The organism is Pseudomonas sp. S49, assembly GCF_009866785.1.
Taxonomy (GTDB): domain Bacteria; phylum Pseudomonadota; class Gammaproteobacteria; order Pseudomonadales; family Pseudomonadaceae; genus Aquipseudomonas.
Window position 1 is genome coordinate 5,932,706 of record NZ_CP019432.1, and the last position, 13,738, is coordinate 5,946,443.

The window sequence follows — 13,738 nt, forward strand, 5'->3', positions numbered from 1 at the left end:
TCGGCAGGAAGCCTTCGATGAAACGCAGCAAATACGTTCAGTTGTCCCTCGCGGCCTCGGTGGCCATGGCCATTTCCGGCCAGGTGACAGCCGCGGATCAACCGCGCAATTTCCAGAGCCTGGAACAGTGTGTCGGCGCCGAAGTGGCTGCCGACGTCTGCTCCAGCGCCTACGTCGCCGCCCTGACCGAACACCGGCGCATCGCCCCGGTGTACAACGACAAGGCCAAGTGCGATGCGGACTTTGCCGCCGATTGGTGTCAGAAGAATTCCGACGGCCGCTTCGTGCCGAAACTCGGCGGCTTCAAAGTGCCGAAAGACGGTGAGCCGGCGCAGAATCTCGACGCCATCGCCGGCGCGCAAATGCCTGCGGGTGATGCGGCGGCTGTGCAGAGTGTGCAAAACACTTCGCACACCTCCAGTGGCGGTGGCAACGGTTGGCTGACCGGCTGGCTGATTGGCAATGCGATGAGCAACAACGCCGAACGCACGGTTTACCGCGATCGCGAAACGCGCCAGCCCTACAACACCTCGACGCAGTACCGCAGAGCCGACACCACGACGCGTAGCCAAGCGGATTACGAGAGCAGTAAAAGCAAACCGGTCAACGTGGCTTCTTCGACCTCACGCGGCGGCTTCGGCAGCCAGTCCAGTGCGCGTAGCGGCTGGGGTGGTTGGGGCAGCAGTTCTGGTTCTGGTCGTTCGAGCAGCTGACGATGAAGAAGATCCTCTGCGCCGAACGCCCCGACTGGAAACAGACCGCCGAGAGCCTCGGCTTCATGTTTCACACCATCGACGATCAGCCGTACTGGGACGAAAGCGCGTACTACCAGTTCACGCTTGCGCAAATCGAAAACGATCTCGAAGACCCGACCACCGAACTGCACGAGATGTGCATGGATCTGGTCGACCGGGTGGTCAACAGCGAAGAGTTGCTGGATCGCCTGAGCATCCCGGCGGCGTACTACGACATGATCCGCACGTCCTGGCGGGAAGGTCATCCGCATCTGTATGGGCGCATGGACTTTTCCTACAGCGGCAACGGCCCGGCGAAGCTGCTGGAGCTCAACTACGACACGCCAACCAGTCTTTACGAAGCGGCGGCTTTCCAGTGGGGCTGGCTGGAGCAATGCATCGAGCGCGGCACGCTGCCGCGCCATGCCGACCAGTTCAACAGCATCGATACCAAGCTGCATCAGGCCTTCGCCGAGCTGCAACTGAAGCGGCCGTTCTACTTCGCCTCAATGAAAGATTCGGTCGAAGACAAGGGCACCACGGATTACCTGCGCTTGATTGCCGAGAAGGTCGGTATCGAATCGCGGCATATCGATATTGAAGACATCGGCTTGACCGCTGAAGGTCGCTTTGTTGATCTGGAGGATCGCTGGATCCCCCACCTGTTCAAGCTGCATGCCTGGGAGTTTATCTTCCACGAACCGTTCGGCGCGGCGATTGCCGAGTGCGACACGCAGTTTTTCGAACCAGCATGGAAAGCCATCCTGTCGAACAAAGGCGCGCTGCCGTTGCTGTGGGAACTGCACAAGGGTCATCCGAATCTGCTCGCGGCGCATCTCGATCCGGATCCAGCCAGTGCTGTGCCCAAGGGCTGGGTACGCAAACCGTACTTTTCCCGGGAAGGTGCCAACATCGAGCTGCAAACGGCGGAAGGTCTGATTGTCAAAGAGGACGGGCCCTACACCGATGCGCCATTCATCCTGCAGGAATTTGCGCCGCTGCCAAAGTTCGATCACAGCTACACGCTCATCGGTTCCTGGGTGATTGGCGATCAGGCGGCGGGGATTGGCGTGCGTGAGGACAACAGTCTGATCACCAAGGATTCAAGCCGGTTTCTGCCGCATTTGATCCTCGATTGATCGCTTCGGCACGGCAGAGGCCGGGCATAAAAAAACCGTAGCGTTGGCGCGCTACGGTTTTTTTATGGCTGTGTCTTACGACAGCTCTGTCGTGCGCGAGCGATCCGTAAGCGGAGCATCCGCATTGGCGGTCTCGGTGGCGGCAATGCCGGCCATCCTGCGACGGGAGATTTCCGCGCCGCGACGACGCAATGGTGTTTCGACGAACCGATAATTCAGTTCGCTACACACCAGCATGATCAACAACGACGTGAGCAAGAGTTCAACCGTGTAGTCCGCCCCCAGCGTCCCGCCATTGCTGCCGGCCATGCGCGTCCAGATTTCGGTACTCAGGTGGTAAGCGAATACATGCACGACGTACAAGGCGTATGAGCGCGAGCCCAGCCAGTCGAACAACCCGCGCAACAGCGCAGGACAATAGATGTAGCCTTTGTCGTAACTGGCCAGCCAGACCATGATCACTGCGGTTATCGCGATCAGGCCGACAGCAATCGGCATTACGAGCAATTGCGCCGCGATGGCCCCCAACATGTACAGAAGCCCCAGGGTCAGCGCCAGGCGCTTGAACAGACTGGCGCCGAGCGCGACCGGCTCAAGTTCCTTGTACAGCGGCGTGCGTGTGAACAGGCAGAGCAGAATCCCCCACATCATCGCATCGAGCCGGAACGAAAAAAGCATCGGTGCCGGCGCTGCGCCAAAGGCATTGCGATCAAAGCCGAACTGCGCGGCGATCAGCGCGATCAAGACAATCACTCGCCAACGTGTCGAGGTCACCAGCAACAGGAACAACGGGAAGATGAAGTAAAACTGCTCCTCCAGCGCCAGGCTCCAATACACCGAATTAGGCCCCAGAATCGCGCCGTACTGATTGGCCAGATTGCCCGAGAATGTCGCAACAGCGGTGAAGCTGCGCAAATTGTCGAACCAGGACTGGAAGGCGTTCGACTGGTTGAAGAAAATCGAGAACACCAGTGGGATCAATACCCACAGCCATGCCGTCGGCAAAAGGCGATACGCACGGCGGATCCAGAAGGAAGTCGCGGCCATGCCAAACCGGTTCTGCTGGCGGTTTTTATCGAAATAATCGAGATAAGCCTTACTGACCACGTATCCGGAAATGCAGAAGAACAGATCCACCCCGGTCCAGGGTGAATACACCGTGAACAGTTTGCTCAGGAACACTCCCTGAAACGGCAGCAATTGAGGAAGATGGGCCATGATCGTCATGAGGATGGCCGCCCCGCGCAAATACTCGATTTCCTTGTTTTTGCTACTGCTCATTGGACTCTCTTGTTGTTGTGTATGAACAGTCTGCAAAGCTGTTCTGGCGAAGACGGACAGGTTCAACAGTCGACGGCACGGATCATGGAACGGCTGGCAACGGCCTTCAAGACTCTGAGCGTAACTTTATCGAGATATCGACGAAGACTGGTTGGTCAGTTGGCGGTCATCGCCTTGAAGTGCGCACCCAGAAACGACAAAACCCCCGCAATGCGGGGGTTTTGGTCAAATCAGATCAGCATCAGAACGGTTCTGCTTACCAAAAAAACGTCAACAGAAAAATTCTCTTTTTAGATCAATGCAATATAAATCTAACACGTGCCAGCTTCGCAATATAAATCTAACACGTGCCAGCTTCAAAAAAATTGTAAACATAACCAGGATCTAAGGGTGTGTTGTTTAGATTTTCCTGACTCATCACGACACTCCGCTAGTTACCTACATTGCCGGTACTCCGCGCACTACACGAACAAGTCTTGCAGGAGGACCTACACTGCCGATCAGAAGATTAGTCGACCGGATAGATCATTTGATGAACAACCTCAAGAAATGTAGTGTACATCTCATCAAATAACGGAGAAACTTCAGAGGCGCTTTCCAAAATTCGCTCATGCTCATCTATAATTTTGTTTAAGCTATTGAGCGAAAAACAGTTCTCCACATCCGAGATAGTCAAAATCAAATTATGCGAATAATCAATATGCTTGTCGAGGCACCACTCAACATTCACCCCTTTTTCTCCTAGCGCTAAATAAACACTAGAGCTTAAGGCACTACCTAGAATATCACTACCACAGCCGCACTGACATAACAATGGACGGTATTCCTGACCGAAAGTTTTAGCCCTGACAACTCTTATTTCTCGAAACAAACTTTGATGTACAGAAAAAGACACATCCATCATGTTTTCGAAAATAGATAAGCCATCAAAAATCACATACTCAACCCCATCCGCCTCTAAACTTTCAGAAAGAGACACGCTTCCACACGTTGAATAGAACCCAATAAATTTCTGAGCTCCGTGCTGTATCAATCTGTCGAGGATTGAACACTCATCTCCAGCATAAACCGGGCGCTGAGATCTGGAAAAATGCTTACAACTAACTAGATACGTGACATTATCTAATTGAGCAATCAAATCTTTTCCTTGATCCGGCCCCACTGAAGGAGGCTCTAGCACTGTGTAGCCTTGACTACCTAAATAGTAGCTCGCGAAATATTCCCATTGATGCGAACTAAGCTGATCGAAGATATTCATCAAAACTCCTCAACCGCAAGAAAGAAGCCAGCATTGATAGACCGCATGCGCTGTAAAATTCTTGAAACAAAAAGTCGTTTATGACTGTGGTATTCGCTCAAATCAATATTTGGATTTTCACGCAAGTAGTCCTTAAGCTGACCATTCCAGATATTGAACTGATCAGGATGCAATACCTGATTAACTTCCACCCAGCCACATGGAGTATTATCCTCGCAAACTTTAAATATGCAGCGCTTTAAACCGTATATAAAGTACAGCTTATCTTTCGAGAGATGAACAAAAGCTGCCGACCACCCTATTGCAAGAGGGCCTTCCAATATATCTTTACCGCATCCACACATACAAAAAAGCGGCTTATATTCCGCCTTATTTTCTTTATTCAAATAGTAATTCCAACTCCACTTCCAACCATCCTCTCTACCACCAAAAAACTTATCGATAAAATGAGAGCTAAAATATGGAAGAAGCACTGACACCTGCACACCACCAATTAATTCCACATGACTACTCAAAGTTTTGAGGCGCGCCTGTAGGCTAGTCGTAAACTCCCCGGAATAAAAACCAATAAACCCATCTGCATTGGCACGCCGCATACGCGAAATTAGATCCTTTTCGATGCTAGTGCCGATAGGACCACCATTAATGTTGTGCCGTAAACTTACTAAAAATCTCTTTCCTTCAATGCTGAACACATCAAAATCAGATATCCAATCACGATCCCATCCAGCCTGCTGAAGAAACTCCAGACCAAATTCACGCCACTTTTCTTCAGACCAACACTTTATGTCTTGTAGATAATTCATCCCTGTATCCTTTGTTATAACCTATCATTCTGTCTGCTAGCAGAGGTACCATCCGAAATGAGAGCAACTGATCAAGTTTCCTTATATACCGCTCTACCACCATGCGCGTCGACTGAAGCCATGAGTGACAAGGGCTAGGATGAATACAATCACCAACCTAATTGCCCTTACGGTACTAAGCTGGGCTATCAAAGCCGTCCGCATTGGCCTCAGTTTAAGACAAAGAGGTGTCTACGAAACCAGGGGGCGACTCACACGGACTGACAAAACCACCCTATAACGAATTTTGTAAGGCAGCGGACACGGCCATTTGGCGTCAAAATGAGTGCCATTGAAGGCCCACCCGAACGGTGTCATCATCTGGCCATTAATCGGACAGGGATTTCCACGATGACGCCTTTTGCATCAGCCGACTTTCAAGCCATCAGCGGTATGCGCTTCAATGGCTAAGCCAACTCTTCTCTGCCGCCATACCGGGCAGCAGATACCCTATCAAATTAACCAGGGGCCGGTTCCCACCTATGTGCTCCAGTTACAGGAGCAGTGGGAGGCCGAGAAAACCAAGGTCGTGCGGCAGCTCCTGGCTGACGTCCCTGCAGCTGCTGCCGACCGGGATTTACTCTTTCAGCAGCTACCGATCTATGGCCTGTCGGATATCGGATGGCGGTGGCTCGACAAAGCCATGGTTTTAAACACTGACGAGTACCACTGGTTTTTCCTCAGTGCCCAAGGACGCATCCAAGCGACGTGTGTGATCTACCATCCGAAGGAAAGCCGGATGGATGGTGAACGAATTTTCTATGTCGATTACGTAGCATCAGCGTACTGGAATCGAGATCGTCCGAATTATGTGAAGCAGTTTGGGAGTGTCAGCCGGATCCTGATAGCCCACGCTGCGCGCTTTGCAATGAATACCCTAGGCTACCGACCGGGGTTCTGTCTGCATTCGCTTCCGACAGCCGAAGGCTACTACCGATTCCTCGGTTTGGTTGAGTACGAAGCGGACGCCGACAAGGAAAACCTCCGCTACTTTGAGGCTCCCGCTCACGTTGCTGGGAAATTAGCTGGGGAGGCGCATCATGTCTGATGTCCCAAATGGCATCCCAGAAGATTTCGAGGTCTACCCATCCTCGCGGGCCGCTGCGGAGGACTTCACCGCAGCACTCGCAAGTCTGAGGCAAGCGTTGAAGCCAGCCGATGCTAAAACGCATGCACGACCTGGTGAAGTGTATGAAGACTTCATCATCCGGCTTGCGCTCAACGCGACCAGCAGTAATGCCGTGCTCTATCGAAAGAATGACTCCGCTGAAGAAACCAAGATCCAAGCTTGGTTGTCGCTGATCAGCGAGAAATCTAAGATCGCCGTATTGAGCCGAGTCATCCCTCGGTTCCAAGGTTTGAGCTTAGAGCAGCTTCGTGAAATCGCGCTTATCAGTATGGAACCTGACCGCATCACCACTCTTATCGATCACTTAGCCAGCACTTATGGGGTTCTCTTGGTGGTGGAGCCTGGTTTCAAGTCTATGAAGATGGACGGTTGTACGTTCAAACTCTCGGGAGGTACACCGGTTGTGGGAATAGCGATTCGATACAATCGCTATGACAACTTCTGGTTCACGCTTATGCATGAGTTGGCCCATGTTCATAAGCACTATGACTACCTAGATAGCCCTATCCTGGATGACCTGGAAGAGGATGCCGACTCTGATCGGGAGGTCGAGGCAAACATCATTGCTAAAGACAGCCTGATCTCCAGGCAGCATTGGCGGATGGCTTGGAATGTTAGAGCTGAAAAAAGACAGTTACTGGATCTCTGTGGTAAAGCAGAAATTCATCCGGCTATTATGGCGGGTATGATTCGCCATCAGTCCAGAAACTATAAACTTTACCCTGAGCTACATCACAGCATGGACGTTAAACGTGCTTTCGGGTTCGCCAATGATTAAGTATGTTCCATTTCTGAAGTTCAAGCAGAACGAAATTCAAGGCGTAGGAGTGCTCGATGATGCGATTCGTAATCAGATCGCACCAATGTACGACATTCCTCGCTCTCAGAAAGTAATGACTGAGGCGGAGATTCTTGAACGCCTTAGAATTGCGGATAAGACTCTCAAGGCCACGCAGAAGGAAACGATAGCCTACAAGTTTTTTGTCGACAATTTTGATGTCGATGACAGCATCGATTTGGGCGGTGTTCCCCAATATCGCACTATCCTGAATAAGCTTTCGCATTACCCAATCATGCCTGTTCTCGCTTTTGATCGCCATGCTGATCATAACGTTGCAGCCCTCGATTTCATTAAGGCACGGCCAGGTTCTGAGGCTGGGATTCGGCTGCAGATGGTGGACATTGATAGCTATAACCTTACGAAAAGTAACCTGCAGGCCCTGTGGGTTGACTTGTCCGCTGCCAAACCTCAGTCAGTGATTTTGCTAATTGATTTGCGCATCATCGATGACCCTATTCACGCCAAGAAAAAAGTAGAAAAGTTCCTGGCTGGGTTCCAAAAAGATTTTCAGGTGACTGCTGCTGTCGTGAGTGGTTCAGTCGTTCCGGCCTCAATTGCGGGATTGGTCAAAACCAACGCTGAAGCTCATATTGATCGTGAGGAGTACAAACTCTGGCGAGCTCTTAATTCAACCCCTGAATTCGACAAGGTTTTGTTTGGAGATTATGGAATAATTAGTCCGGAATATTCTGATCTGGATATCGAACCAGAGCTGATAAGCGGCATGGCGGCCCCTAAGGTGTTTTATACCTACCACGAAAAATTCTTCATTGTTCGGGGAAGGCGGTTCAAAACTCACAAATACAGCCAATACTTTGATATCTCGGATAACATTGTTAGGCAGGCGTTCTTCAGGCTTCCAGGGGACTCGTATGGGGAGCAATACATACATGACCGTAGCTTCAAGGCTGCGGTACGAGCGCCCAAGACGGGCAACCCTGGTACGTGGATCAAATGCTCAACGGCTGCTCACATCACATTCGTTGTCAATAATATTTGAACGCCTTTCCACGAGGGCGCTTTGGATGCCTGCCAAGGCGTCGTCGCGGCTCAGCTGAAAACTGATCTGCTCTGCAATCGTATCTCGGTTGAACGACTTTTTGAAAATGACCCTTGGATGTGCAGTTGCCAGGGCTGTAAGTTCTGCCTTCCAAAGCATAAGAAGTGCATCTTTCTTAGAGAACATGGGGTTGCTACCCGCTTTGCGTAGATAGCGTAAGGTTGTTCGGTCTTTTCCAGGTGCGGCGAGAATCACCCCCCAGTAGGTTGGAATTCTCTCCATCGCAAATCTAATATGATTTTCAGTAGTTACTAAGGTCAACTTAGGGAACGACCGAGAGTAAAATTCCGATTGCAATAAAACGCGTCGAACGTTGTCAGTTTCGCCTTTTATCTCGTAGCAATGCATTTGGCGGTAGCACGCAACCACATCAGCAATAGCATTACCATTATCTATGGTGAGCTCTTCGAGCACCCGAGCAGGTCTTGGCGACCGCTTCATCAGATGGTCAACTAAAGCGCTTCGAATTTCTTTATCTCTGAGCACTCTGAGCTCCAGGCGGATGCAAACGCAAGATTTTAGCCTATGAGCCCCTCGGTTGGGAGTGTGATCAGGCTCGGTATTGCCCATTCCGACTGGCGACACCATGCGGATTGCAGGACGCTCTAGCAGTGTCGCCTGGATAAAGGACTTATCCAAATGAGTGAATCTCTAGGTCGTGCACGGTGGCCCGGGGTCACGTGGTTACTCATTATGCGGGTTGGTGAGATGCCATGGTTTGGGCGTGCCCCTACCGGGGGCGGCTGTCGTAAACCAAGCCCACACGCAAGCGTTGGTCTTGGCGGTTGAAGGCTTACATCCGCACGTCACGCGCTCCGCTTATAGGCACTCGCGCAACAGGCCAAGCAAGCCCGACACGCGTCTGCCTACCCTCCACAGAGACCTGAATGAAGATCAGGGTTAGGGTCGCATCACCCACGCGTTTTCTTGCGATCTCGATACATTGCCAACCCTAAAAGCTCCTCGGAAAACTGTTTATGCACCCTCTCACGAATCGAGTCCTTACGGGTTTGCATTGCACTCGAAAGATGCTCGACCGTAAATTCATACTCCCCATAGCCTTGCGAGAGTTTTTGCATGGCATCCGAGATGGCAACAATCGAGCATGCCAACTGCCGACAACCTTCAGGGGATGCTGCATTCCACGCAAAACGCGGCGAATAGCGGAGCATGGTATGGCATGACACCAGCTTTTCTATCACAGGCCGTAACGTCAATCTATCCTGCGAAAGCTCCAGTATCGGCTCTGGCGAGTACCAAAGCCATTCGTCCACAGTTTCACCCACTAGAGGATTGATGAGCGCCTGAAAAGACTCGTGAGGGCGCTTGAAAAGGATTTCAGAGGCGGTGTCTGAATCTGTGAAAATCCGCATCCCTTTGCCCATCGTCTCGTAGGTAGCAGCCCGTGTCACAGCATCGCCAACAATGAAGGCACCAATAGAATGATCGATTTTGTTAGGCTCGTGGACATCTCCAAATGCAAGACCCCCGCGACATAATAAACCCGCCTCAATTGCTTCGTGCATCAAGAAGCGTCCCGCATCCGTTACCGCGCATATATCTTCTGACCAAAGAAATGCACAATCAGATAGTTGCGCCAGCTTCACCGCCTTAAACCGTCGGCCTGTTCGCATCAATGCCTTTCGAAAGGCCAACAAAATCTGCGCAGCGAGCAGTTGATGTGGAAATTTTCCTCCAGGCTTAATTTTCCATGGCATGTATTCTGACTCGGTCAGCTTGAGCCTCCCTCGAGTAAGGGCGCTGAATCCGAGCATATCTACAAACAGCACCGCTCCCTGAAAACTACGCATACATTCTTTCCTGCATTCTTGTGTTTTTGATAATTTGAGCGACCGATCTGGCGCAACATCACGCTCCAAGGCGGGCCTCAAATACTCTGGTTGGTCAAAACCCCAATGCTAGCCACTCCTCGAGCTAGACGTCTTCTGAAGTAGCCTAGGATTAACGTCAACCAATAGTTTTTTTGGATGTCATCTCCTATTTCCCTCCGCCGAATACAGGAACACGATGGACTCTTATTTGAATGCGACGCTGGGCACGTTCTTCACCCCACGTATGGAAATCAGACTATTCGACAAAGCAGAGAAATTTGCTGGGGACACTGCCACGAACGGCAGCGTGCTCACGTATTTTCATGAACACGTCCACTACTTCCAAACGCTATTCACTGGCTATGGACACATCCAGTGGAGCAGCTATCGACAAGCCACGGGATTCACATCACAGGATGTGGGAAAAGCTGCGCCAAGCCATGGGTGCACCAAGAATCCCCTTGTCTAACTGCAACACCCGACCGGACATCCACCAGTACGCCCAGTTTCTTGGACAGGTCTTTGCAGAGCAGAATAAGCTCAGCCAAGCTCGTTTCGTTAGCATCCCTGGCATCAAGACTTTAGATGCTCTCAAGCTGGTACTCATCAAAGAGCCATGGCAAATCAATCCTGTAATTGAATCAGCGAACGGCCAGCGAGAGCTCTGCACGAAGGATATTTTGGAAGGTCACGCGTTTTTTCTAGAACGTTCCTTCGCGGAAAATCTGCTCTCATTTCCTGAAGCCGCCGCTTGGGTCAGAGAAGGGATATCTGACGTCTACACTGCTGCTTACGACTGGTTCATTACGGAGTGCGGGCAGAACACCAGGAGTCTTTTCCCAGTCATCTGCGATCTATCACTGCAGATCAGCTGGAAAACCGTGAGTCCAACCACAGCTCATGAATGGCAAGCATCTAACCCTTCGTGGCGATTTTATCTGCTTACCAAGGCACTAGCTGCTGCGCCGGAAATCGCCGCCGAAATGAACAGCGATTGGAGTAAAAGCTACCTAGCAATCTGTGATCGGCTGCTGCACGCATGTAATTTCATAGGTCTCAGCCAAATTCTGGCAGAACGGCTTCAAGCGCTCTTGGATCTCGAGCAGTCTCCTGGATTATCCCCAATGCAGCACATCATGAAGAGGGCAATGGAGCAGAGGGTTCAGCAGCCCTGGATATCGGTGAACCCGATACAAAACACTGCAGAGCTCGAGATGCTATTTAATGAGTTCCGCATACCCGCAGTATTGGTCGAAGGGCGGTACCAAGCTCAATCAACCCTTGACGACGCTGTCGTTACCGAATTGATAGGCGAGCTCCACTCCCAAGCGTTCATGGATCAATTGCTCGGCAACCCATCTTCATTCGCACGCAACACTAACAGCCTTGAATGTGGATTCGCGAAGTATGGGGTACACAATGGCTGTCCTCACCAGGTTAGTGGCGAATGCATCGGACGCTTTGATCCGAAAGAAGGGCTACCTATGCCCATGCTCATCGATGAACATGGAAATATCGATGGGTGTACTTTTGGTGCGTTCTTCAAACTCTCTGGCATGAACGTAGAGGATCTGGTCGTTGATTACGATGCAAAATTCTTGAAATGATTTCCTCCATCTCCAATGGCAGATAACCATCATCTGCACGCCCCTCGGTGACACATGAAATCAACATCTGCTTGTGAACATTGAGTATCTGCAAGGACTTTTGCCACCAGGTCACCGTCCGGCCAAGTCACATTTCGGCGCCAGAGGTCAATGACACGCATAGGGGGCAGGATAAAACCGCAAAAGACAGACAGCAGCGCGGGTCAGAACAGGACGGAGCAGGGTGCACCGTCCCATAGCCCTCCTCTCCGGATATGCGAAACACTGACCCAAGTGCCAGTGATCCGCATCGCCTTCACACCCAGATGACCCTGCCCTCTCGCAGCCAAAAATGCGACTTACAGCCATTTTTTAGCCACACTGATGGGTGCAGCGTTGGCCGTCCTAAGAAATCGGTACTGCATGTCCACCTTGGCGTCACATCTTGCGGCAGTGATAGCTCTATCGTCCGACCACAACCGCATGGACATCTGAACCCAACGCACCAATCCTCCGAGCCATCCTGAACTAGAGTTAGGGTGCGAAAAGGCAACCGGCTAGGCAGGACATCGCCCTGAACCACCTGTAATTTCCTAGCGGGCAGCAGGCCGTCGACCCAGCGATACAGAGTTCTTTTTACGGCTTTGAGCATCACACACCACCTGCCAAGTCAGCGATCCCGAGCAGCGGCTCAGCGGCGCCAAGCGCAAGCCCTGGATCTGAGGTCTTCGGAAAGTCATTTTCAGCGGTGAACTCCTGCTCCGCTTCTCTGAACTTAATCAAGGTTCGCGCGTAGTTGTAGTTTGGCTCTTCACGCATTGGAAATGCTCTGGCCAAAAACTCCATCACGCATGAAGATGCCGCGAGCATGTTCAGGGAAATCACAGCGGGAGCTTCCTCATGGAACCCTCGAATGTACCCATGCTGAAGCTGCTGCTGATAGGCGTCAGGATTCGCAGCCAGAAGACTCTCGGCGCGAAGCGATTCACCGGTGTAGACCTCACGATCAGAGAGAGATGATCCACCAGGCTGCACGTAATCTATGCGGCCATAAACTCCTGCGATCATCACTCCCAACTCATCTTTCATCGTAGGAATGAGCACGCCAACATCAAGGAGCGGGATGAGAAAACGGCTAGCGATTCGATCAGCGATCATCCTGGCGTATCGCGTGTCCACACAGCAGAAGAGAATGTCCGCATCAGCGGCCGCTAATACTGCCTCACGAGTCACAATCGATTTTGCAATCGGGCGGGCCACTCCTTTACCCCGCACACGTTCGATGGAGCTCGCGAACATCTCCACCTTGAATACCGAGGAGGCCGCATCCTCCAGGGTGCTGTTGAGTATCCGGTTGAGATTGCGCTCCTCAACGCGATCATGGTCAATCAAGATGATCTCGCCAAAGCCCAAACGGGTAACTTGCTCGGCCACAACTGAGCCCGTGCCAGAGACCCCGATGACGGCCACACTCAGCTTCGCCAACGCCTGAGTCATTTCAGAAGTGAATGCCATCGGCGCTCCAGATCTATCGTCCAGGACTGCATGGCCTTCGACTCCGTCGAAATACAACCGTATGTCGTCACCGATTACTGAGACCAGCCGTACATTGGTAGGGCGTTGCGAATCATCGTACGTACGAGCCACCACCCTGCCGTCTGGGATCATGACACCTGAGCCATGGATGACCTCCACTCCAGCGTACAGCGATCGCATGGTGATTTGATCGCTTTCATCATCCAGTTCTGAAAAGCCCAAGAAGCCGCCTGGGTGAGAATGGACGAGCATGATTGAAGATTGAGTTTCCTCACTCTGCGCTATAGCAAGTTCAAGGTACTCGCCAGGCCAATTCAGAAAACCCTTCTCCCTGACGCACGCTCCATGGGGTACCGGGATCACAGATTTAGCGAGCAACTTGGTGCGTTCACCTTCGTGTCGCGTGCAGATGAGGATGGCCGCTGCTTCCAAACCGTCCCCCGGGAACAGATGTTCCCGGAGTACGGAGTGCAGGGCTTCGGTCATTACGAGCGTCG

At 51.7% G+C, this 13,738-nt stretch carries 13 protein-coding genes; 6 read left to right on the forward strand and 7 right to left on the reverse strand.

Annotated features, from left to right (window positions below; genetic code table 11):
- Window positions 1–17 precede the first annotated feature (17 nt).
- Window positions 18–713 (forward strand): DUF1190 domain-containing protein, encoded by a 696-nt coding sequence (locus PspS49_RS26235; protein ID WP_127929964.1) that lies wholly within the window; start codon window positions 18–20, stop codon window positions 711–713.
- 2 nt (window positions 714–715) lie between these two features.
- Window positions 716–1,873, forward strand: a complete 1,158-nt coding sequence (locus PspS49_RS26240; RefSeq protein ID WP_160042010.1) for a glutathionylspermidine synthase family protein — start codon at window positions 716–718, stop codon at window positions 1,871–1,873.
- 75 nt (window positions 1,874–1,948) lie between these two features.
- Here PspS49_RS26240 and PspS49_RS26245 read toward each other — a convergent pair whose 3' ends face one another.
- The 3 genes from PspS49_RS26245 to PspS49_RS26255 form a co-directional block, all read right to left on the reverse strand.
- The gene (locus PspS49_RS26245) at window positions 1,949–3,154 is read right to left on the reverse strand and encodes an acyltransferase (RefSeq protein WP_160042012.1); all 1,206 of its coding nucleotides are present in this window, start codon (window positions 3,152–3,154) and stop codon (window positions 1,949–1,951) included.
- Between the two features lie 508 nt (window positions 3,155–3,662).
- Window positions 3,663–4,412, reverse strand: coding sequence for a restriction endonuclease (locus PspS49_RS26250; RefSeq protein ID WP_160042014.1), 750 nt, complete (start codon window positions 4,410–4,412; stop codon window positions 3,663–3,665).
- Window positions 4,412–5,218, reverse strand: coding sequence for a hypothetical protein (locus PspS49_RS26255; protein WP_160042016.1), 807 nt, complete (start codon window positions 5,216–5,218; stop codon window positions 4,412–4,414). Before PspS49_RS26255 ends, PspS49_RS26250 begins: the two co-directional genes overlap by 1 nt.
- Before the next feature lie 442 nt (window positions 5,219–5,660).
- On the opposite strand from PspS49_RS26255, the gene PspS49_RS26260 reads away from it, so the two are divergent.
- The 3 genes from PspS49_RS26260 to PspS49_RS26270 are packed head-to-tail and all read left to right on the forward strand — an operon-like array spanning window position 5,661 to window position 8,227.
- Entirely contained in the window at window positions 5,661–6,305 is a 645-nt protein-coding gene (locus PspS49_RS26260; RefSeq protein WP_160042018.1) for a hypothetical protein, read from the forward strand.
- Entirely contained in the window at window positions 6,298–7,164 is an 867-nt protein-coding gene (locus tag PspS49_RS26265) for an ImmA/IrrE family metallo-endopeptidase (RefSeq protein WP_160042020.1), read from the forward strand. The genes PspS49_RS26260 and PspS49_RS26265 overlap by 8 nt, the downstream gene beginning before the upstream one ends.
- Window positions 7,157–8,227 (forward strand): hypothetical protein, encoded by a 1,071-nt coding sequence (locus PspS49_RS26270; RefSeq protein ID WP_160042022.1) that lies wholly within the window; start codon window positions 7,157–7,159, stop codon window positions 8,225–8,227. The genes PspS49_RS26265 and PspS49_RS26270 overlap by 8 nt, the downstream gene beginning before the upstream one ends.
- Here the strand turns inward: PspS49_RS26270 and PspS49_RS26275 are convergent.
- Together PspS49_RS26275 and PspS49_RS26280 are read right to left on the reverse strand one after the other, a co-directional pair.
- Complete coding sequence (locus tag PspS49_RS26275; protein ID WP_160042024.1) at window positions 8,186–8,773, reverse strand: sce7726 family protein; 588 nt, start codon at window positions 8,771–8,773, stop codon at window positions 8,186–8,188. The genes PspS49_RS26270 and PspS49_RS26275 overlap by 42 nt on opposite strands.
- Window positions 8,774–9,198: 425 nt before the next feature.
- Window positions 9,199–10,098: a hypothetical protein gene (locus PspS49_RS26280; RefSeq protein ID WP_160042026.1), complete on the reverse strand. Its 900-nt coding sequence runs from the start codon at window positions 10,096–10,098 to the stop codon at window positions 9,199–9,201.
- A 344-nt stretch (window positions 10,099–10,442) separates the two neighbouring features.
- On the opposite strand from PspS49_RS26280, the gene PspS49_RS26285 reads away from it, so the two are divergent.
- Window positions 10,443–11,726 carry a hypothetical protein gene (locus PspS49_RS26285; RefSeq protein ID WP_202982096.1) on the forward strand — a complete coding sequence of 428 codons (1,284 nt, stop codon included), beginning with the start codon at window positions 10,443–10,445 and terminating at the stop codon, window positions 11,724–11,726.
- Window positions 11,727–12,021: 295 nt separating this feature from the next.
- Here PspS49_RS26285 and PspS49_RS29945 read toward each other — a convergent pair whose 3' ends face one another.
- Window positions 12,022–12,357 carry a DUF6527 family protein gene (locus PspS49_RS29945; RefSeq protein WP_238786306.1) on the reverse strand — a complete coding sequence of 112 codons (336 nt, stop codon included), beginning with the start codon at window positions 12,355–12,357 and terminating at the stop codon, window positions 12,022–12,024.
- Window positions 12,357–13,727, reverse strand: coding sequence for a ThiF family adenylyltransferase (locus tag PspS49_RS26290; RefSeq protein WP_238786307.1), 1,371 nt, complete (start codon window positions 13,725–13,727; stop codon window positions 12,357–12,359). Before PspS49_RS26290 ends, PspS49_RS29945 begins: the two co-directional genes overlap by 1 nt.
- Window positions 13,728–13,738: the final 11 nt, after the last annotated feature.